At 69.6% G+C, this 19,489-nt stretch carries 20 protein-coding genes and 1 tRNA gene; 7 read left to right on the top strand and 14 right to left on the bottom strand.

The window, feature by feature from the left end; all coding sequences use genetic code 11:
• Window positions 1–88 precede the first annotated feature (88 nt).
• From ABD655_RS11375 to idi, 7 genes are read right to left on the bottom strand one after another with little or no spacing between them, the layout of a single operon-like run.
• A complete protein-coding gene (locus ABD655_RS11375) occupies window positions 89–982 on the bottom strand; it encodes a prenyltransferase (RefSeq protein WP_344714034.1) in 894 nt (297 codons plus the stop codon).
• Window positions 979–1,296: a lycopene cyclase domain-containing protein gene (locus tag ABD655_RS11370; RefSeq protein WP_344714033.1), complete on the bottom strand. Its 318-nt coding sequence runs from the start codon at window positions 1,294–1,296 to the stop codon at window positions 979–981. The genes ABD655_RS11375 and ABD655_RS11370 overlap by 4 nt, the downstream gene beginning before the upstream one ends.
• Window positions 1,293–1,640, bottom strand: a complete 348-nt coding sequence (locus ABD655_RS11365) for a lycopene cyclase domain-containing protein (protein WP_344714031.1) — start codon at window positions 1,638–1,640, stop codon at window positions 1,293–1,295. Before ABD655_RS11365 ends, ABD655_RS11370 begins: the two co-directional genes overlap by 4 nt.
• 1 nt (window position 1,641) lies before the next feature.
• Window positions 1,642–3,210, bottom strand: a complete 1,569-nt coding sequence (gene crtI, locus ABD655_RS11360) for a phytoene desaturase family protein (protein WP_344714029.1) — start codon at window positions 3,208–3,210, stop codon at window positions 1,642–1,644.
• A gap of 38 nt (window positions 3,211–3,248) precedes the next feature.
• Complete coding sequence (locus ABD655_RS11355) at window positions 3,249–4,124, bottom strand: phytoene/squalene synthase family protein (protein WP_344714027.1); 876 nt, start codon at window positions 4,122–4,124, stop codon at window positions 3,249–3,251.
• Window positions 4,121–5,176 (bottom strand): polyprenyl synthetase family protein, encoded by a 1,056-nt coding sequence (locus ABD655_RS11350; protein ID WP_344714025.1) that lies wholly within the window; start codon window positions 5,174–5,176, stop codon window positions 4,121–4,123. Before ABD655_RS11350 ends, ABD655_RS11355 begins: the two co-directional genes overlap by 4 nt.
• Complete coding sequence (idi, locus tag ABD655_RS11345; protein ID WP_344714024.1) at window positions 5,173–5,730, bottom strand: isopentenyl-diphosphate Delta-isomerase; 558 nt, start codon at window positions 5,728–5,730, stop codon at window positions 5,173–5,175. The genes ABD655_RS11350 and idi overlap by 4 nt, the downstream gene beginning before the upstream one ends.
• 91 nt (window positions 5,731–5,821) lie before the next feature.
• Between idi and ABD655_RS11340 the strand changes: the two genes are divergently transcribed.
• Complete coding sequence (locus ABD655_RS11340) at window positions 5,822–6,277, top strand: MarR family winged helix-turn-helix transcriptional regulator (protein ID WP_344714022.1); 456 nt, start codon at window positions 5,822–5,824, stop codon at window positions 6,275–6,277.
• Window positions 6,278–6,451: 174 nt separating this feature from the next.
• Here ABD655_RS11340 and ABD655_RS11335 read toward each other — a convergent pair.
• Window positions 6,452–6,525: transfer RNA gene (locus tag ABD655_RS11335), tRNA-Met, on the bottom strand.
• 91 nt (window positions 6,526–6,616) lie between these two features.
• On the opposite strand from ABD655_RS11335, the gene ABD655_RS11330 reads away from it, so the two are divergent.
• Window positions 6,617–7,129 (top strand): DUF6328 family protein, encoded by a 513-nt coding sequence (locus ABD655_RS11330; RefSeq protein WP_344714020.1) that lies wholly within the window; start codon window positions 6,617–6,619, stop codon window positions 7,127–7,129.
• Window positions 7,126–7,944 (top strand): carbon-nitrogen hydrolase family protein, encoded by an 819-nt coding sequence (locus ABD655_RS11325; RefSeq protein ID WP_344714018.1) that lies wholly within the window; start codon window positions 7,126–7,128, stop codon window positions 7,942–7,944. The genes ABD655_RS11330 and ABD655_RS11325 overlap by 4 nt, the downstream gene beginning before the upstream one ends.
• A 48-nt stretch (window positions 7,945–7,992) precedes the next feature.
• Here ABD655_RS11325 and ABD655_RS11320 read toward each other — a convergent pair whose 3' ends face one another.
• The gene (locus ABD655_RS11320) at window positions 7,993–9,195 is read right to left on the bottom strand and encodes an aminotransferase class I/II-fold pyridoxal phosphate-dependent enzyme (RefSeq protein WP_344714016.1); all 1,203 of its coding nucleotides are present in this window, start codon (window positions 9,193–9,195) and stop codon (window positions 7,993–7,995) included.
• Between the two features lie 97 nt (window positions 9,196–9,292).
• Here ABD655_RS11320 and ABD655_RS11315 point away from each other — a divergent pair, with 97 nt between their 5' ends.
• From ABD655_RS11315 to ABD655_RS11305, 3 genes are all read left to right on the top strand, one after another.
• Window positions 9,293–10,993, top strand: coding sequence for a S1C family serine protease (locus tag ABD655_RS11315; protein WP_344714015.1), 1,701 nt, complete (start codon window positions 9,293–9,295; stop codon window positions 10,991–10,993).
• Between the two features lie 97 nt (window positions 10,994–11,090).
• Entirely contained in the window at window positions 11,091–12,374 is a 1,284-nt protein-coding gene (locus ABD655_RS11310; RefSeq protein ID WP_344714013.1) for a CDP-glycerol glycerophosphotransferase family protein, read from the top strand.
• Window positions 12,371–13,855, top strand: a complete 1,485-nt coding sequence (locus ABD655_RS11305; protein ID WP_344714011.1) for a CDP-glycerol glycerophosphotransferase family protein — start codon at window positions 12,371–12,373, stop codon at window positions 13,853–13,855. The genes ABD655_RS11310 and ABD655_RS11305 overlap by 4 nt, the downstream gene beginning before the upstream one ends.
• Here the strand turns inward: ABD655_RS11305 and ABD655_RS11300 are convergent.
• The gene (locus ABD655_RS11300) at window positions 13,852–14,943 is read right to left on the bottom strand and encodes a glycosyltransferase family 2 protein (RefSeq protein WP_486348127.1); all 1,092 of its coding nucleotides are present in this window, start codon (window positions 14,941–14,943) and stop codon (window positions 13,852–13,854) included. The genes ABD655_RS11305 and ABD655_RS11300 overlap by 4 nt on opposite strands.
• Window positions 14,944–14,984: 41 nt before the next feature.
• Between ABD655_RS11300 and ABD655_RS11295 the strand changes: the two genes are divergently transcribed.
• Window positions 14,985–16,259: a CDP-glycerol glycerophosphotransferase family protein gene (locus ABD655_RS11295; RefSeq protein WP_344714009.1), complete on the top strand. Its 1,275-nt coding sequence runs from the start codon at window positions 14,985–14,987 to the stop codon at window positions 16,257–16,259.
• An 11-nt stretch (window positions 16,260–16,270) separates the two neighbouring features.
• On the opposite strand, the gene ABD655_RS11290 is transcribed toward ABD655_RS11295, so the two are convergent.
• From ABD655_RS11290 to ABD655_RS11275, 4 genes are all read right to left on the bottom strand, one after another.
• On the bottom strand, window positions 16,271–17,686 hold the full coding sequence (locus ABD655_RS11290; protein WP_344714007.1) for a phosphotransferase: 1,416 nt from the start codon (window positions 17,684–17,686) through the stop codon (window positions 16,271–16,273).
• A gap of 96 nt (window positions 17,687–17,782) precedes the next feature.
• Entirely contained in the window at window positions 17,783–18,022 is a 240-nt protein-coding gene (locus tag ABD655_RS11285) for a hypothetical protein (protein WP_344714005.1), read from the bottom strand.
• 43 nt (window positions 18,023–18,065) lie between these two features.
• A complete protein-coding gene (locus ABD655_RS11280) occupies window positions 18,066–18,365 on the bottom strand; it encodes a hypothetical protein (RefSeq protein ID WP_344714004.1) in 300 nt (99 codons plus the stop codon).
• Between the two features lie 116 nt (window positions 18,366–18,481).
• Entirely contained in the window at window positions 18,482–19,453 is a 972-nt protein-coding gene (locus ABD655_RS11275) for a hypothetical protein (protein WP_344714002.1), read from the bottom strand.
• Between the last annotated feature and the right edge of the window lie 36 nt (window positions 19,454–19,489).

Genomic DNA, 19,489 nt, shown 5'->3' with positions numbered 1-19,489 from the left:
GCGGGACGCGCAGGCCAAGACGAAACGCACCCCGGAACGGGTGCGTTTCGTCTTGGTTCTGTCGAGGGGTCGGCGGGCCGATCGACGGTCAGCCCGTCAGCACCCACCGCCAGATCAGCAGAAGCGTCACAACGAACCCCGTGATCTGGTTGACCCAGAGGAAACGGCGCCACCCGACCGTCGCACGCTCCGCGGTCTGGTCGGTGACGTTGCGGAAGGGCCACACCGTGGCGAGGTACAGAACAGCGATGAGGGCGGCGAGGGGACCAGGCCACGGCGTGACCAGCATCACCAGGCCGGCGCCGAGGTAGCAGACGAGCGAGAACCACACGGTCCAACGGGCGCCCCGAGCCGTCGCGATGGACGAGATCCCCGCCTCGCGATCTGCCACCACGTCCTGGACGGCGCCGAACGCATGCGAGGCGATGCCCCACAGGGCGAACGCGAAGATCACTGCTGCGAGCTGCCACGTCCAGGTCGCACCGGCGAGCACCAGCCCGTACACCGCGGGTGAGAAGAAGTGGATGCTGGAGGTCGCGGAGTCGGCGAACGGCACTTCCTTCAGCCGCAGCGGTGGGGCGCTGTAGAAGACCACGAAGAACAGGCTCACGGCCAGCACCAGCCACGACCAGGGGTTCCCGGCCAGAACGAGGAAGACCACGAACGGCACGCACGCCAGCGCAGCCACCCACAGCGTGATGCGGTGCATCCGCCGATCCAGCACGGCGCCGTGCGTTCCGCCCTTGCGCGGGTTGCGCAGGTCGGACTCGTAGTCGAAGACGTCGTTGATCCCGTACATCGCGAGGTTGTAGGGAATCAGGAAGAAGAGGGTGCCGACGACGAGTGTCACGTCGATCTCGCGGGTGGTGAGCAGGTACGCCGCGGCGAACGGGTAGGCGGTGTTGATCCAGCTCACCGGGCGTGACGCGATGAAGAGCTGCCTGAGAACGGCGCCCGGTCGCAGCGTCCGTGCGTCGCTCATGCCGTCGCCTCGACGCGGGTGCGCCGGGTCAGCAGCGTGAAGACCGCGGGCACCAGGAAGGCCGCACAGAGGGGGTAGGAGAAGTCCTCCAGGGGCGCCAGGCCGATGCGCACGCCGCTCAGGTGCTCGGGAGGGTAGGTGAACAGGCCGGCGGCGATCATGACATTGTCGAACACCGCGGTGAGGGCGAGAAGGGCGAGTGCGCAGATGCCGGACGCCGCCATTCTCCGCGCGAAGTGCGGGCGTCGCACCGTGGCCAGCGTGACGATCGCAGTGGCGACGACGAAGGGCGCCACGATGAGCAGGTACGTCACGCGCCGGTCTCCTCGAGGGTTCGCCTGTCCTCGCGCAGCAGCGGCAGGCGGCGGGCAGCTGCCCAGACAACGAGCGCGAGATAGCACAGGAACGCCAGGAAGAACGGCTCCTCGATCGGCAGCTCGGGGGCCAGGTCGACTCCGAGCAGCAGCGGACTGTCGCCCTTCACGAACACGCCGGTCGCGATGCCCACCGCATCCCACGCCAGGAAGAACGCCGTCCCGAGTGCGATGGCCGCCGCAGTGCGGCCGGGGGACCGCCACGCGGCCAGGCGCCACCGCGCGTCGAGCGCGGCGATGCCGGCGGCTGAGACGAGGATCGCAGTCAGATAGATCCCGGGCACGTCACACCCTTGCCGGCTCTGGCAGTGGGCCGGGGGTGCGGTCGCCGCGGAGGCGCTTGAGGACCAGTTCAGCGGAGATGAGGCACATCGGCAGGCCGATGCCGGGAAGGGCGGACCCCCCGGCGTAAGAGAGCCCGCGGACCTTGCGGGACGCATTCCGCGGCCGGAACATCGCACTCTGCCCCAGGGTGTGCGCGAGTCCCAGCGCGTTGCCGCGCCAGGCGTGCAGGTCGGCGGCGAAGTCGCCCGGGGCGATCGTGCGCCGCACGACGATGCGATCGGCGAGGTCCGGGATGCCGCACCACTCGGAGATCTGCTGGATCACGCGGTCCGCGGCCGTCTCGACCGCGGCGTCGCCGTCGCCGTCGAACCCGCCGCGCCCGATCGTCGGATCGGCGGGGATCGGCACCAGGACGAACAGGTTCTCGTGACCCGGCGGGGCCACGTTCGGGTCCGTGGCGCTGGGCCGGCACACGTACAGCGACGCGGGTGCCGGGATCCGGCTCGGCTCCTGGAAGATGTCCTCGAAGTTGGACCGCCAGTCCTCGGCGAACAGCAGCGTGTGATGAGCCAGCTGCGGCAGCTCGCCGTCCACGCCGAGGAGCAGCAGGAGCGCGCCGGGGCTGGGTGTCCGCTTCGCCCACCATTTCTCGGGGTAGGTCTGCAGATCCGGGGGCAGGAGCGCCGTCTCGGTGTGATGCAGGTCGGCCGTGGACACCACCAGCGGCGCCGCGATGTGGCGACCGTCGGAGAGACGGACTCCGGTGGCCGCGGCATCCGTCGTGGTGATCTCGACGACCTCGCAACCGGTCTGGATCGTCGCGCCGTTCGCGAGCGCCAGTCGTTTCACCGCCGCGATCACCTCGGTGAATCCGCCGCGCGGGTAGAGCACGCCGTCGTCGAGGTCGAGGTGACTCATGAGGTGGTAGAGGCTGGGCACGCCGTACGGCGAGCCGCCGAGGAACACCGCCGGGTAGCCGAGGATCTGGCGCAACCGCGGGTCGGTGAACCGGCGCTCGACATGGCTGGCGAGCGAACGCGTGAGCAGGGGGGCGAGTTGGCCGGCGCGGCGCAGAAGCACGGGGTCGCGCAGGCCGGCCGTCGTCTCGTAGGTGTCGTAGAGGAACCGCGACACCGACAGCTCGTAGGCGTCGGCGGCCGAGTCCAGATACACATCGAGCTTGGCGCCCGCGCCCGGCTCGATCTCCTCGAACAGTGCGGTCGCGGCATCCCGCCCGGAACGGACGTCCGTCGGCGGGAGGGTGCGCTCGGCAGAAGGCTCGCTGTACACGCGATAGGCCGGGTCCAGGCGGACGAGATCCAGCTCGCGTGCGGCGGACGTGCCCAGCAGCCGGAAGAAGTGGTCGAAGACCTCGGGCATGAGGTACCAGCTCGGCCCGGTGTCGAAGCGGAAGCCCTCGTGCTCCCAGGATCCGGCGCGCCCGCCGACTTCATCCCGTGCCTCGAGAATGGTCACCTCCCAGCCCTCCGCGCCGAGCAGCGCGGCCGTTGCCAGCCCCGCGATCCCGGCACCGATCACGATGGCGGCGCCCTTCTGGTCGTCAGCCATGTGCCGATCCTCCGTCGTCTGGTCACTCCTAGTCTTGCTCATGCTCGTGGGGCACCGGACCGCGGTGCGAAACCCAGCCAGGCGCGGGCGGCGAGGGCCGCCTTCACAGGGTCGGGGACGCGCACGCGCGCGGTGGATGCCGATTCCCGGCGCAGCCGGGTGGACAGCGACGCGAACAGATCGTGAGCCGCGGTCACTGCGCGACGGCTGTCGGCGGGCAGCCGCGGGATCACGGCCGCCGCAGCGGCGAGGTCGGCGTCGATGCGATCCAGAACGTGAGCTCGCGTGGCCCCGCCGGACGCCAGACCCAGATAGTCGCGACCCAGTGCGTCTTCGTCGTGGTGCTGGTCGCGCAGGAAATTGACGTCCTGGAAGGCGGCACCGAGGCGTCGGGCTCCGTCGACGAGATCCGCATCGGGAACGGTGGGATGCCGCGCTCCGGCGTTGACGAAGACCTGAAGGCACATCAGCCCGACCACCTCGGCAGAGCCGTACACGTAGTCGTCGTGCGAGGCCCCGTCGTGACGAGTGGTGAGCAGGTCGGTGCGCATCGAGCGGAAGAACGGCTCGATCAGCGCCTCGCCGATGCCGCATTCGCGCGCCGTGCGGGCGAAGGCATGCACGACGAGATTGGAGCTGAAGCCGCGTTCGATCGCCGCGATCGCCTCCGTTTCGAGTTCGTCCAGGACCGCGGCCACCGCGACGGAATCCAGTCCTGCCGCAGTGGCGGGCCCGTCCACGATCTCGTCGGCGATGCGCACCAGAGCGTAGACGTTGCGCACGTGCGGCCTCGGTCGCGGGCCGAGGAGGCGCGTCGCCAAGCCGAAGGACGTGGAGTAGGAGGAGATCACTGCGGCCGCGGCATCCTCGGCCGTCTTGTCGTACACGGCCAGCCCGGTCGGCTCGTGGCTCACGGAATGCGCTCCTGCACGCGGTCCGCCAGTTCACGCAGCAGCGAACGGGCCGCGGGCGGGAACGCCGGAGCCTCCACGGCTGCGCGGACCTCGCCGAGCGTGTCGTCGATCAGCGTGCGCACACTCCGCCGGGCACCGCTCTCCTCGAGAGCGAGCTGCGCCTCTCGCACCGCGATCGGCCCCGTGTAGGCCAACGCCAGCGCGTCGTTCACCCGGGCCCAGGACGGCGTCTGGCGCGCGAGCTCGATCAGCGGCGTGCGCTTGGATTCGCGGAGGTCGCCTCCCTCGTCGCGTCCGGCCTGCTCGGCCGATCCGAACGCGCCGATGAGGTCGTCGACGAGCTGGAAGGCCAGCCCGAGCCGACCGCCCTCGGTCTCCAGCGCAGCGAGCGCCTCCGGGGGTGCCCCGGCCAGCAGCGCGCCCGCGCAGAGCGGAGCGCTGAAGGAGTACACCGCCGTCTTGTTGAACGTCGCGTCGAAGACCGCCTCGGCCTCTGCATAGTCCGGCATGACGGCGTGCTCGACGTCGGCGAGCTCGCCGGCGGCGGAGACGTACATCGCTTCGTCGAGCAGCCCGTAAAGGCCCGCCCGGACGTCGGCGGGGACGTCCGCCAGAGCGACCAATCGGGACGCCTCGTGCAGCAGCAGATCGCCCGCCAGGATCGCCGCCGCGTCGCCGACGAGCGCAGCGTCCTCGGCATCCGCACCCCGCGCGCGAGCGCGCGCACGGAACTCTCCGGCCACGTTCGGGATGCCGCGGCGCACCGTGTCGTGGTCGATGACGTCGTCGTGCACGACGAATGCCGTGTGCAGCAGTTCGAACGCCGCCGCGATGGAATAGAGCGCGGAGGAATCTGCCGGATCTCCGTCGAATGCCTGGAAGGATGCCGCCACCAACGCCGGACGGGTGCGCTTGCCCCCCCCGGTGGCGCGGCCGATCGCGTCGGCGAGCTCTTGGAAGCCGCCGCCGAGGTCGATCGCGCGCCGGCGCAGCCTGCTCAGCGACCCATCGATCGTGTCGTCGATGGCTGCGCGAGTGGCAGGGGAGATCATGACGCCCGTCGCCGGGGGAGTGCGGGTTCGGAGTCGAAGAGGTGCAGCTGCTGCGCCTGCAGGACCAGCCATGGGCTGAACGCCCACGGGGTGGCCGTCAGAGAGGTGCCCAGATCGTGCGGGTCGACCCACTTGGCCTCGCTGACCTCCAACGGGTTCAGAACGGGTTCCGTCGCCGTGCGGGCGATGTAGACGGGGCAGACCTCGTGCTCGACGATGCCACTCGCGTCCACGGCGCGGTAGCGGAACAGCGGCAGCGCCAGCTCGATATCGGCCAGCGTGATGCCCAGCTCGTACTCGGCGCGGCGCTGCACGGCGTTGATCACCGGCTCGGCCGGCCGGGGGTGCCCGCAGAACGAGTTGCTCCAGACCCCCGGCCACGTCGTCTTTCCGAGGGCTCGACGAGTGACCAGTATCTGTCCGCGGTCGTTCATCACATGACACGAGAACGCGAGGTGCAGCGCGGTGTCGGTGCCGTGCACACTGCTCTTGGGTGCGGTGCCGATTGCTCGGCCCTCGTCGTCCAGGAGAACCACGTGGTCAACATCGATCATGAATCCTCCTCATTTCGCTAGTTTAGCTAGCGATAACCTTTCGCTGATGATACAAGGGGAGGGAGGGAGTGTCCACATGTCACAGCCTTGGTTGGCTGAATCATCGCACGATCAGGTCGTCACGGACGTCTTGCAGGGCGTTCGCGCGCTCAGCGACGCCATGGATCGCATGCACAGCGGCATGAAGGGCGACATGGAGATGAACTCCACCGACCTCGCCGCCCTGCGCATGCTGATCGTTCGCGAAGGGCGCGGCGAGGCGGTCAGTCCCCACGAGGTCGCGAGCCATCTGCGGATCTCCACCGCGTCGACGACGAAGCTGCTGGACCGCCTCACCAGATCCGGGCACATCGAACGACGACCACATCCCAGCGACGGCCGAGCGCGAATCGTCGTTCTGACGGACGAGTCACGCAGCACCTTCTTCCGCCACTTCGGAGAACGTCTCCGGGTGATGCGCGGAGTGGCGGCGCGCTACGACGAGGAAGAGTTGGCGGTGATCGCCAGATTCCTCGCCGAGCTCAGCGACGCGCTGGATCCGCGATAGAACGAAGCGGCAGGCCCGCGAGGGGGACAGGATTTGTCCCCACGCCTACCCCACACGTCGCTTCGCGACGCGCGGGGCCCCTCGGCGCGTGGGCCCATCTGGACCAGGCTCACTGCGCCGGTCTCGAAAGGGAAACGAAGAAGGCGCCCCCGGAGGGGCGCCTTCTTCGTTTCGTTGCGGGGACAGGATTTGAACCTGCGACCTCTGGGTTATGAGCCCAGCGAGCTACCGAACTGCTCCACCCCGCGCCACAAGGAAAAGCTTAGCACGGGGAAACGGGGGCGGAGTTCGGGGTGCTCGGAGTTGCCGATGTGAGGCGCTGACGGCAAGGATGAACGCATGCACGCCGCGCGAGACACCGACCAGCACGACCTGCAGGACGGACGCGACGAAACGCCCGAAGAACGCGCCGATCGCAATTGGAATGAGGTGCTCCAAGAGCTGCGCGTCATGCAGACCGGAACCCAGATCCTGACCGGATTCCTGCTGGCCCTGGCTTTCCAGCCCGCGTTCGCCGACCTCGACGCCGACCAGCGCGTCTTCTACCTGGCGCTCATCGTGCTCTCCGCTCTCACCTCGATCGTTGCCCTGGCCCCGGTCGCGGTCCACCGATTCCTCTTCCAGCGGCGCGCGAAGGCCAAGGTCGTCGCATACGGCCACGCCGCACTGGTCACTGCCTTCGTGACGGTATCGATTCTGCTCGTCGGAGTCGTCGGCTTCGTCTTCGACGTCGTGGTCGACCGGCCGGCGGCGATCGTCGCGATCCTGGCCTTGACCGCCGTCGTCCTGGCCCTGTGGGTCGTCGGCCCTGCGATGATACGGGCGAAGCTCGGCAACGGGGTGGACCAGTGACCGCGCCGGGCTCGGAGACGACGGCCATCGCCGTCGCCCAGTTCGCGCCCAGCGCGGACAAGCTGGCGAATCTCGCGCTCATCGAGCAGCTCGTCGCCACCGCGTCCGGTCGGGGCGCCTCCCTCGTGGTGTTCCCCGAATACTCGAGCTACTTCGTCGACCCGTTCGACGATTCGCTCGCCGAGAACGCCGAGGAGCTGACCGGCCCCTTCGTCCGTGCGCTCACCGAGCTCGCGTCCGAGCACGCGCTGCACATCGTCGCCGGGCTCCTCGAGCGTGCCACCGACGGCCGTCGCGTGCGCAACACGGTCGTCGCGGTGGATGCGACGGGCGTCGTGGCGACCTATCGCAAGCTCCACCTCTATGACGCGTTCGGTCAGCGCGAATCCGACTGGGTCGAGGCCGGTGACCTCGTTCCGCCCGAGACCTTCGACCTCGGCGGCCTGCGGTTCGGACTCATGACCTGCTACGACCTGCGATTCCCCGAGGTCGGCCGGACGCTGGCCGACGCCGGAGCCGACGTGTTCCTCGTCCCTGCGGAGTGGGTGCGCGGTCCTCTCAAAGAGCACCACTGGCGCACCCTGGTGCATGCCCGCGCGATCGAGAACACCGTCTTCGTCGCCGCGGCAGACCACCCGCCGCCCCTCGGCGTCGGCAACTCGATGATCGTGGACCCGCAGGGCGTGGAGATCGCCGCGGTCGGCACGGCGACCGACGTCGTCGTCGCGCATCTCGACAGGGACGCGGTTCAGCGGGTGCGTCGGGTCAATCCGGCGCTGCGCCTGCGCCGCATGGGGGTCGTGCCGCGCGAGTAAGTGCGGCCCCGGGAACCACGACCCGGCCCGACCACTCCGGCGTGCTCGTCAGGCGGCGAGAGCAGCCAGGCGAACAGCAGCGTCCTCCAGGACCGCAACGCGCTTGCACGCGGCGAACCGCACGAGCGTGGCATACTCCGTGCGCCGCTCCGGCGTGACGAACGCGGTCAAGGGAATCGCGACGACCCCCACCCGTTCCGGGAGCGCACGACAGAACTCATCGGCATCCGTTGCGCCCAGGGAAGCGGCATCCGCAATCGTGAAGTACGAACCCGCAGCGAGCGAGACATCGAAGCCCGCCGATCGAAGGCCGCTGCCGAGCAGGTCCCGTTTGTCTCGGAGAGTCCGCGAGATCTCACCGAAGAAGGCATCGGGCATGCGCAACCCGGTGGCGATGGCCGGCTGGAACGGGGCGCCGTTGACGTAGGTGAGGAACTGCTTCACGGCCAGCACGGCGTCGATCAGGCGGGCGGGTCCGGTGATCCAGCCGATCTTCCACCCGGTCACCGAGAAGGTCTTGCCGCACGACGAGATCGTGAGGGTGCGCTCCCATGCGCCGGGCAGTGATGCGATCGGCACGTGCGGTCCGTCGAAGACGAGGTGCTCGTAGACCTCGTCGGTGATGATGAGCGCGTCGTGGAGATGCGCGAGACGCACGACTTCGTCCTGCAGCTCCCGGCTGAAGACAGCCCCGGTGGGGTTGTGCGGATCGTTGACGAGGATCACCCGCGTGCGGTCCGTCACAGCGGCGCGCAGCTCTTCGAGGTCGGGCTGGAAGTGCGGCCACCGCAGCGGCACCGTCACGAGCCGGGCGCCGGTGAGCGCGACGACCGCCGCGTACGAGTCGTAATACGGTTCGAAGACGACGACCTCGTCCTGCGGTCCGTCGATGAGGGCGAGCAGCGCGGCGGCCAGCGCCTCGGTCGCGCCCGCCGTCACGAGCACGTTGCGCTGCGGGTCGAGATCCAGCCCATAGAAGCGATGCTGATGCTCCGCGATCGCCAGCAGCAGATCCGGCATGCCGCGGCCGGGCGGGTACTGGTTCACGCCATTGGCGATCGCCGCTCGCGCCACCTCGAGCACTTCGGGCGGACCGTCTTCATCGGGAAAGCCCTGGCCGAGGTTGATTGCCCCGGTTCGTGCCGCCAGGGCCGACATCTCGGCGAAGATGGTGGGACGGGCCGAACCGTCGGGAGCGAGCAGGCCTGCGCCCCTCGCCGTGCGGCGCCACGCTCCTGGAACTTCTTGCATCCGGTTCACGCTACTCGCATAGTCGACGCCCATCCGCGGCATAAGAAATCCACAGAATCCGGGGCCACAGTGGTCTCAGTCGGCAAAAGGAGCAACCATGAGCGACATCCAGGGCGAGCGCCCCGCAGATTCCACACCCCAGAACCCGGTCGACGCGACGCCCGAGGCGGCAGCGCCCGAGACCCCCACATCCGAGAACACCACCGCGGAGGCCACGGCATCCGAGTCGAAGCCTGACGCTTCGCAGCCGGTCTTCCCCGTAGCCCCGCCCCTTCCGGAGCGAGTGGCACCCGATGCCGCATCGGCGACCCCCGCGGCGCCCGCGCAGCCTGTGCCGCCCGCGTGGCAGGCGCCGCAGGGCGTGCGCCCCGCAGGCGCGCCGGGCGGGTACCCCCCATACCCGCCGCAGGCGCCGCCCTACGGCCACCCGAGCGCACAGGGCTATGCGGGTCAGCCCGCGGCAGGATCGCAGTACGCGTCGGCATTCGGGGCAGCCGCGGGGCGACCCGATCCGAGCCGGACGCAGCCCACGACGCCGCTGGACCCCGGCGCTGCGACGAAGACGAACACGGACGCGGCGCCGAAGAAGAAGTCCGGCGCGGGCAAGGTCGTGGGGCTGCTTGTCGCAGCCGCGATCGTCGGCGGCGCCGCGGGCCTGGGCGGGTCTTACGCGGGAGTCAATCTCTTCACGCCCGCGTCCACGACCCCGGCCGCAGGTCCTGCGACCGTGACGGTCAACAACTCCGATGACGTCAACCAGACCACGGCGATCGCCGCGAAGGTGCTTCCCAGCGTGGTCACGATCCAGGCGTCGGGCACGAATGGGGCCGGCACCGGGTCGGGAGTGATCTTGACCAGCGACGGCTACGTCGTCACCAACACCCACGTCGTCACGCTCGACGGTGCGACCGCCGACGCGACCATCCGCGTCAACACCTCTGACGGCCGCGTGTACAACGCCGAGGTCGTCGGCACCGATCCCACGTACGACCTCGCCGTCATCAAGCTCGAGGATGCCGAGGATCTGACTCCGATCGCGTTCGCGGACTCGTCGGAGCTCAACGTCGGAGACGAGACGATCGCTGTCGGTGCGCCGCTCGGCCTGGAGAACACGGTCACCACGGGCATCGTGAGCGCGCTGAACCGTTCGATCCAGATCGCCTCGTCGGCCGCGCCGGATTCGAGTGACACCCCGCAGGACTCCGAAGACGGCCAGGCGCCGGATTCCGAGGAGACGCCGCCCTTCTTCTTCGATTTCGGACAGGGCGAGAACTCGACGCAGGCGCCGACCGAGTCCATCTCGATCGCCGTCATCCAGACGGACGCCGCGATCAACCCGGGCAACTCCGGGGGAGCGCTGGTCGACGTCCAGGGCGAGCTCATCGGCATCAACGTCGCGATCGCGACCGCCGGCGGTGCGAGTGGTGAATCCGGGTCGATCGGTGTCGGTTTCTCGATCCCGTCGAACATCGTTCAGCGCGTGACCGACGAGATCATCGAAAGCGGGGCGGCGACCCACGGTCTGCTGGGTGCGAGCGTTCGCGACGCGTCAGCGGTTGAGGACGCGACGATCACCGGCGCCTACATCGCCGAGGTCGTCGACGGCGGCGCGGCCCAGGCAGCGGGACTGGCTGAGGGCGACGTCGTCACTGAATTCAACGGAGTCCCGATCACGGACGCCACGGATCTGACGGCCCAGGTGCGTGCCGCTGCTGCCGGCAGCGACGCAACCCTGTCCTTCGTCCGGGACGGCCGGACTCAGTCGGTCGATGTGACGCTGGGGCAGCTGCAGCCGTAGCCCGCCGAGGCACGAGTCCAAGACGCCACTCCGCGATGGAGTCGCGGGCCGGTGGTAGGCACGAGTCCAAGACGTCACCCCGCGATAGAGTCGCGGGGTGGCGTCTTTCTCGTTCGGCGCGGGAAACGCGCTGAAGATCGCGGGCATCCCGCTCTACCTGCTCGGCCGCCTCGCCACGCTCCTCATTCCCCGCCGGCGCGGCACCTGGGTGTTCGGCTGCGGCGTCGGCATCGGAGACGGTGCCCTTGCGCTGTGGGACGAGGTCGCTGAACATGGCCATCCGTCGCTCTGGCTCGTCGGTTCGGCGCGGGAGGCGAGGGATGCCGCAGCCCGAGGCATCCCGTACGCGCGCAAGCGGTCGCTGCGAGGGTTCTGGCGCACTGCCCGCGCGGACATCGTCGTGGTCACGCACGGCTTCGGCGACGTGAACCGCTACGCGGTCACGGGTGCTCTCGTCGTTCAGCTGTGGCACGGCATCCCACTCAAGCGGATCGGCTTGGACTCGCCCGAGACGGTGCGCAGCGGCATCCTTCCCCGATCCCGGGTCCTGCCCGTCCTGATCGGCCGGATGTATCGGGCCGCCGCTCGTCGCATTCGCGTCCTGCCGGCCGCATCTGACCTCGTCCGCGGCAGACTCGAGTCGGCCTTCGGCCTGCCGGACACGCATGTCCCGGTCACGGGCGAACCCCGCGTGGATGTCCTTTCGCGCGGGACCCCTGAGACGCGTCGGTCCGAAGCCCGCGCCGCGATCGCGGCCGCGACGGGAACGGTGGATCCTCCGACCCGAATGGTCCTGTACGCGCCGACGTGGCGTGACGGTGCGCCCGACCCGGCCGTTCCCTCCGCGGAGGAGTGGCGGCTGATCGTCGAGGTGCTGACCCGGCAGGATGCTGTGCTGCTGGTGCGATCGCATCCGCTCGGGGCGGGCGAGTACGCGCCACCCCGCGCGACCGATCGGGTGCGAAGCCTGGGCAGCGACCTCGTCGCCGACGTGACACCGCTGCTTGCGGGAGTGGACGCTCTGGTCACCGACTACTCGTCGCTCGTCTTCGATGCGGGGCTCGTGCCGCTCCCCGTCGTCTTCCTCGCTCCTGATGTCGCGGCGTACGCGCGCACCCGCGGCTTCTACGGCTCGTACGCCGACGTTGCCGGCGATGACTGGGCCGAGGACTGGACGCAGGCCGCGGCGCAGCTGGACGCGCTGCTCGGTGACAGTGCGGTCCGGGGCGAGAGCATCACGCGGTCCGCGCGGCTGAGCTCCCGCGTGCACGCGTTCCGAGACGGAGAGAACACGCGCAGGGTGTACCGTGCGATCCTGGCGAGCGTGCGCGCGGATGCGCGTGGATCTGCGGTGCCGCGAACGACAAGGGGAACTCGATGACCGACGCCCGTTTCTCCACCGACGGAGGCGCGACACTGATCGTGTCGGGTTCCGGTGCGCGACCGGAATCGGTCGAGCTCGTCGGCCCTCGCGCCCGCGTCGTCGGATCGACGTCCGGTCGTGGCAAGACGTGGAAGGCGGTGCTGCCGCTTCGGACCTCGCGCTGGGGCGCGGCGGAGCTTCCGCTGCCGGTGGGCAGCTACGAGCTGCGCATCGCGCACGCGGATGGCGTCGAGGTCGACGCACCGGCATCCCTTCCCCTCACCCAGCTCGGAACGCTTCGCGCGGCGCTGGAGGGCAGCGTGCTCACGATCGGGCCGCCGGTCGACCCCGCCTACGACTCCGGGGATGGCCAGGCCGCGCTCGAACGCCGGTACGCGACACGGCCCACGGCCCTGGAGAATGCCGTGTTCTTCGAGAGTTTCTACGGCCGCAACGCCAGCGACAACCCGCTCGCGATCGATCGTGAGCTCGCCCGTCGCGCCCCGGACGTGACGCGCTATTGGAGCGTCGTGGACCTCTCCGTCCAGGTTCCCGAGGGTGCGATTCCGGTGGTGGACGGCAGCCCGGATTGGTGGCGTGCCCGCGGCTCGTCGCGGCTGCTCGTGGTCAACGACTGGCTCCGGCGCACCTTTTCGCGCCGGCGTGGGCAGGTCGTGGTGCAGACCTGGCACGGCACTCCGCTCAAGCGCCTCGCGCTGCATCGCCCCGGATTCGACCTGCGGCGGATGGCGGCCGTTCTGAAGGAGTCGCGCCGCTGGAACGTTCTGCTCGCGCAGAACCCCTACGCGGCCGGCATCCTCGGCAAGGCGTACGCCTTCCTCTCGCGGCCGATCTGGGTCGAGGGCTACCCGCGTAACGACATCCTGGTGGCCGGCGACGACGGAGCGACCAGAGCCGCCCTCGGGATCCGTCCCGGCGAACGGGTACTGCTGTACGCGCCGACCTGGCGTGACGATCGCAACGAGATCGTCGACTTCATCGACCCGGCTGTCCTGGCGGCCGCCACCGATTCCGTCGTGCTCGTGCGCGGTCACTCGCGAACCCTGCTGGCCGGCCGGGATGCCGAGGGCCCACGTGTGCTGGATGTCACAGGTTTTCCCGACACCGCCCGTCTGCTGCTGGCCGCGGACGCCCTGATCACGGATTACTCGTCGGTCATGTTCGATTTCAGCGTGACCGGCAAGCCGATGTTCTTCCTCGTTCCGGACATCGCGCACTATCGCGGTGAGCTGCGCGGGTTCTACTTCGACCTGGTAGCCCACGCCCCGGGCCCGGTGGTGCACACGCAGGACGAGCTGGTCGCCGCGCTGCGCGACGGCGACCCCGCGGAGTACGCGGCGAAGTACGCGCAGTGGCGCGACAAGTTCAATCCTCGCGATGACGGGCACGCGGCCGAGCGGGTGGTCAACCGGATCATCGATCAGCGCTTCATCGATCCGACCGTTCCGGCGCAGAGCGACCGGTTGCGCGCGAACTAGGGCAGCGGGGTGTTGCGGTCGCCCAGGCGCGACGTGTCGACCGTGTCGTGTGCGCCACGGACCACGCCGGTGAGGAATCCCGTGCCCCAGGAGAAGTGCATCGTGGGCAGTACGACGAGCGTCCACAGCTTGTCGCGCCAGCCGGTGCCGCCCCCTCTGCCGACTGCCATCGCGAGGATCAGCACTGCGTAGACCACCAGAGGCAGGTAGACGGCCGATGCGGCGAGCGACCACCATCCGTTGAGAACGCCCGTGAGCTGCAGAAGTCCGACGATCACGCTGAGCGCCAGGTCGATCACGAGGGCCGGCGGCGCGAAGAACCGCAGGGAGTTGCCTCGCCCGAAGCGGCGGACCAGTTCGCCCCGCCATCGACCTGTCGCGGAGAACTGGCGCACGAGTCGCGTCCAGCTCTCGCGAGGCCAGTACGTGACCGCCAGCGCCGGGTCGAACCATACGCGGTAGCCGGCACGGCGGATCCGCAGGTTCAGTTCCCAGTCCTCGCCACGCCGGATGCTCTCGTCGAAGAGTCCGACTTCGTCGAGCACATCGCGACGCATCACTCCGAGATAGGCGGATTCGGCCTCGCCCTCGGACGTGCCGCCGTGGTAGGCGCCGCCGCCCAGGCCGATGGGGGAGTTGTAGGCGCGCGCGACGGCGCGCTGGAAGGGCGTGCGGCCATCCGCCTTCATCACGCCACCGACGTTGGCCGCCCGCACGCGGTCGAGCGTCTCGAGCGCGCGTGTGGTGTAGCCCGGTTCCAGCTCGGAGTGGGCGTCGACCCGCACGATCGTGGGATAGCGGCCGGCGCGAATCGCCCGATTCAATCCGATCGGGATGTCGGCGTCGGGGTTGTCGACGAGCACGATGCGCTCATCGGCAGCGAGCTCGCGCGCCAGCTCCGTCGTGCCATCGGTCGAGGGGGCCAGTGCCAGGATCAGCTCGGTGGGGCCCCCGACATCCTGTGCCAGAACGGTCTCGACCGCTCGGCGAAGGTACGCCCGCTCGTTCAGCACCGGCATGACGAAGGTCACTCCGGCGCCTTCGGCGACGACCGGCGCATCCTTGCGTCCCGGGTGGTCGACATGCACCCGTCGATCATGTCACGCGGCCCCCTCGGTATCCTGAAGGTGTGGGTCTTGTCACGGATGTGAAAAAAGCCGCGGCACTGCTGCGCAAGGCGGTTGTGAGCCGCGGCGCCGTCCGTGAGGTCCGGCAGACGATCGAGCAGATGCCGCCGCACCCGCAGAATCACTATCGCGTCGCCGTCTACTTCGCGGACGGCGTTGTGAACATGTACCAGCTGCGGCAGTGGTACAAACCGCTCGCCGAGCTCGGCAAGACCTGGCCGGTGGTGGTGATCAGCCGCGTCGCGACCGCGGCCCGCGCCCTCCTGGCCGAAGACGCACCGCCCGTCGCGTTCGTTCCGACCGTTCGCGACGTGGAGAACTTCATCTCGGAGCAGGACATCCGCGTGGTGCTCTACGTCAATCAGAACACGCGCAACTTCCAGATGTTCCGGTACGGCCGGCGCTGGCACGTGTTCATCAACCACGGCGAGTCGGACAAGATGTACATGACGACGAACCAGTACAAGGCCTACGACTACGCCTTCATCGCCGGTGAGGCCGCGCGCGAGCGGCTCGGCCGGGTGCTGTGGGACTACGACCTCGACAAGCGGACGATGCAGATCGGACGACCCCAGGCGGATCACTACTCGGGGCTCTTGCCGTACACGCCGGATGACCGCATCGTCGTCCTGTACGCACCCACCTGGGAGGGCGATCGGCCGTCCGCCCACTACGGGTCGATCCTCTCGCACGGCGAGACGTTGATCGCCGCGCTGCTTGCCACCGGCCGCCACCGTGTCATCTACCGCCCGCATCCGCGCTCGGGCGTGGTCAACCCCGAATACGGCGCGGCGAATCGCCGCATCATCTCCGCACTCGCGTCGGCCAACGCCGCCGACCTGGGCGCGCACCACGTCTTCGATGACGGTCCCGAGCTCGGCTGGCAGCTGTCAGCAGCCGACGTCGCGATCGTCGACATCTCGGCGATGGTCTACGACCGGCTGGCGGCCGATCGCCCGCTGATGGTCACGCGTCCGGCCGATCCGGAGGCCGTCATCGACACGCACGGCTACCTCTCGGCCTGTGAATGGCTCGATGGGACGGATGCCGCCGGCATCGTCGCGGAGACCGATCGCGTGCTGGGGGATGCCGATGCCGTCGCCCGATTGGAACAGTGGGTGACCTTCTACTTCGGAGACACGACTCCCGGTGCGGCGACGCATCGTTTCCATGCCGCGGTCGGGCGGCTCATGGATTCTTGGGAGGCGTGGCACGGCCAGGGGTCCGCGGACGACGACGAGGAGCCCGAGTCGGACGAGGCGGAGTTCGATGACTGATCACCGCCGTCTCAGGTGACCGCGGCGGGTTTCTCCACGAGCCGCGCGATCGCGCGCAGCGGGATCGTGACCCAGGTCGGCCGGTTGCGGCACTCGTAGATCGCCTCGTATACGGCCTTGTCGAGTTCGAGCGCGGCCAACAAGGCGCTTTCGACGTCGAGCTCGACACCGGATGCGCCCGCATAGCCCTGAACGAACGAGCGCCGAGCGGCCCGCGCCCAGTCCCGCACGGCATCACCGGAACGGTCGGGGTGATCGAGCCGGATGGATCCCGCGACATAGTCGAACGAGCGCAGCATCCCCGCGACGTCGCGCAGGGGGAGATCCGGGCGCACCCGTTCGGCCATCGGGCGCAGCGGCTCTCCCTCGAAGTCGAGCAGCACCCATCCGCGATCGGGAACCTGCAGCACCTGACCGAGATGGTAGTCGCCGTGGATGCGCTGAAGCGGTGGCCAGGCGACCTCGAGTGCGCGCGCGTAGACGGCCTCGATGGCCTCGCGTCGTTCGGCGATCGCGGGAACCTCTGCGATCGCCGTCGTCAGCCGTCGAGCCCACGTCTTCGCCATGGCGTCGCGGTCCTCCGGCTGAGCAGGTCGGGTGGGGAACAGACCTGCGAGCGAGAGGTGCACCTCCGCGGTGGCTGCACCGAGCGCGCGCGCCCGGTCGCGAAAGTCCTCGCCTTGCGCCGCGGCACGCAGCGCCACGCGCCACGCGTCTTCGACGCCCGGCAGGAATTCCTGCGCGAAGGCGAGCGAGCCGGTCACGGTTCCGCGTGCGGTCATCTGGTCGGGCCACGAGCCCTCGATCGAGCCGATCGCCCGAGGAACGTGCGGCGATCCCGCATCGGCAAGCGCCGTCTGCAATTCGATGTCGGGGTTCAGCCCGGGGTGCAGCTGTCGGAACACCTTGCAGATGATGGGTGTCGACCCGTCGTCGGCGCGGTAGATCAGCGAGGTGTTCGACTGTTCGCCGGCGAGTACGCTCGCCGTCCGTGGTTCCTGAGTCTCCGGCACGGCCGACGTGGGTCGACCGGTGGCGAGGGCGCGGGGGCCGGTGCCCTGGCCGCCGACCGTCACCATGGTCAGCAGTGCGGCCGTGTACGCAGGGTCGAAGGGTCCATCGATGAACGTGGTGCCCGGTTCGGGGCTCCCGATGATGTGAGCGGGGGAGGCATCCACCGTCGCGGTCGCCCGGGAAACGACCGGTATCTGGTAGAGCACTGCCGGCAGGGCACCCTCGTCGGCGACGAGGAACGTTCGGACGCGGACGCCGGGCGTGGATTCCTCGGCCTCGCCGGCCGGGACCCCGACCTGCGAGGCGGGAGGATCCCACCACGCCACCAGGCGCAGGCTGGGCGGCCGGCCCTTCGCGGCGTACCACCGTTGCCGGGGCATCCATGCCGCAAGGCAGGCCAGAGTGCTGTCCATGTTCCCGAGGCTATGCCCGCCTGGGGAGCGTGTCGAGTGAGCGGAGGAAGCGCTTGCACTCGAGCGCGGACCCCGCCCCCGCGGAGACGGCCGACCTCAATTCTCCGCGGACTCGGGCGGTTCGCCGGCAGCCGGGTCGGACGCGGTCCGGGCGATCTCCGCGGCGGGGAGAACCGGGATGACGATGGACTCCACCGCCGGCCCGAGAATGCCCAGCGGATCCGAATACCCGGTCGGAGAACCCAGGCTTTCTGCGCCCGAGCCGGGCTCGAGGGGTTCCGAGGGGAGCCCGGCCCACTCGGCGGGTTCCTCGGGACGCGGCGTGAATAGACCCATCCCACCATTGTGCGCTTGCGAGCGCGTTTGCGCGTCTGCGCTGTCACACGAGGAATCGCCACACGTACTCGATTCCCGTCTCGGGGCGGAACCAGCACAGCGTCACGACCACATCCTCCAGGTCGTGATCGCAGAGGCACAGTTCCACCGTCTCGCCGGGGAGCATCTGCCCCCACAGTTCGGTCTGCGGCGCGAAGCTGCTGCTGTCCACGAAGACGCGCACGAAATCCAGTGCGGTGTCGCCGGCGTTCGTGACGAGCGAATGCGTCCCGTACACGTGATCGACGCGCCACGGCACGCGGTAGGCGGACGGGAACTCTTCGGGATCGACGACTCTCAGCATGCCCGGAACGCTAGGAGCGGCATCCGACGACGACACAGCCGATCCGCTGGGTCGGACCGCTCGTGTGAGGGGAGCGGTAATCCGGGCGGCTGTGGAGGAGAGGTGGAGAGGTGGCCTCAGCGGTCCGCGGGGCCGTCGTCGAGAGAGCTCTCGGATGCCGCGGCATCCGGACCCTCGATCGCCTTGCGCCGGCGCGGCGTCACCGCGCCACCCACCCTGCGTCCTGCGGTCCCGACCGCGGAGACACCCCGGGTCACGCCGCCGGCGATCGCCCCGCCGGCTCGGCGGATTCCGCGGGTGGCGGCGTGCTCCAGACGCAGGGTGTCCGGGCCCGGCTCGAGGTCGGCCGGCAGTTCCATCGGCGGCAGCCCGAACGCCCGGCGGGAGCCGACCAGCACCCGTCGGCCGAGGATGTGGTTGCCGGCCCCGCCGACGGCCGCGCCGATGCCGAACGGCAGCGCCTTGCCCAGAAAAGAGGCGCCGCCGCGCGCGGCGAAGGAGCGCACGAAAGCCTTCTTCAACCGATCGACGAGGGGACCCACCGCGGCGCGGGGGAGCGTCTTGGTGATCAGCTCGCCCCAGTAGCGGTCCCGGCCGGGGCCCTTGCCCGTCGCCTGGCCGGCCAGCTGCGCGACCAGATCCACGCCCTCTTTGCCCAGCATCAGGGCCAGCACGAGCGCTCGCGCCCGGTCGGGATCTGCCACGGGGATGCCGTGCACCTCAGCGACGGACTGTGCGAACAGGGTCGTCGCTTCGAGGAAGCCGACGGTCTCGACTCCGCTCAGCGCGAGCGTCACACCGGTGCCGATGCCGGGCACGACCGCGGTGGCCCCGACCGCCGCGCCACCGGTGGTGACGGCGGCGAGATAGCGCCGTTCGAGGATGCGTACGATCTCGCCGGTCGTCGCCTGCGGATGGCGCAGGCGGATGCTGCGCAGGTGCGCCAAGACGACCGGTCGTTGAATGGCCAGGACGCGGTCGAGCATGCGAACAACCAGCGGGTGCTCGTCGGAACCGGCAGGCGGCAGACCTCCCGTCCACGGCGAATCTTCCGGGAGGGAGTGGATACGGTGCACCTTGTCGGCCATCAGGCCGATCCTATGCGCGCTCTACGGGAGGAAGGC

Source organism: Microbacterium terregens (genome assembly GCF_039534975.1).
In the GTDB taxonomy this organism is placed as follows: Bacteria; Actinomycetota; Actinomycetes; order Actinomycetales; family Microbacteriaceae; genus Microbacterium; species Microbacterium terregens.
The sequence above is the reverse complement of the archived record's forward strand: the minus strand, read 5'-3'. Positions and strand labels throughout refer to the sequence as shown.

Bases quoted from the DNA above. Each gene is read 5' to 3' on its own strand.
- ABD655_RS11375 (WP_344714034.1), bottom strand. From the start codon at position 982: ATGAGCGACGCACGGACGCTGCGACCGGGCGCCGTTCTCAGGCAGCTC.
- crtI (WP_344714029.1), bottom strand. From the start codon at position 3,210: ATGGCTGACGACCAGAAGGGCGCCGCCATCGTGATCGGTGCCGGGATC.
- ABD655_RS11350 (WP_344714025.1), bottom strand. From the start codon at position 5,176: ATGATCTCCCCTGCCACTCGCGCAGCCATCGACGACACGATCGATGGG.
- idi (WP_344714024.1), bottom strand. From the start codon at position 5,730: ATGATCGATGTTGACCACGTGGTTCTCCTGGACGACGAGGGCCGAGCA.
- ABD655_RS11330 (WP_344714020.1), top strand. From the start codon at position 6,617: ATGCACGCCGCGCGAGACACCGACCAGCACGACCTGCAGGACGGACGC.
- ABD655_RS11320 (WP_344714016.1), bottom strand. From the start codon at position 9,195: ATGCAAGAAGTTCCAGGAGCGTGGCGCCGCACGGCGAGGGGCGCAGGC.
- ABD655_RS11315 (WP_344714015.1), top strand. From the start codon at position 9,293: ATGAGCGACATCCAGGGCGAGCGCCCCGCAGATTCCACACCCCAGAAC.
- ABD655_RS11305 (WP_344714011.1), top strand. From the start codon at position 12,371: ATGACCGACGCCCGTTTCTCCACCGACGGAGGCGCGACACTGATCGTG.
- ABD655_RS11290 (WP_344714007.1), bottom strand. From the start codon at position 17,686: ATGGACAGCACTCTGGCCTGCCTTGCGGCATGGATGCCCCGGCAACGG.
- ABD655_RS11285 (WP_344714005.1), bottom strand. From the start codon at position 18,022: ATGGGTCTATTCACGCCGCGTCCCGAGGAACCCGCCGAGTGGGCCGGG.
- ABD655_RS11280 (WP_344714004.1), bottom strand. From the start codon at position 18,365: ATGCTGAGAGTCGTCGATCCCGAAGAGTTCCCGTCCGCCTACCGCGTG.
- ABD655_RS11275 (WP_344714002.1), bottom strand. From the start codon at position 19,453: ATGGCCGACAAGGTGCACCGTATCCACTCCCTCCCGGAAGATTCGCCG.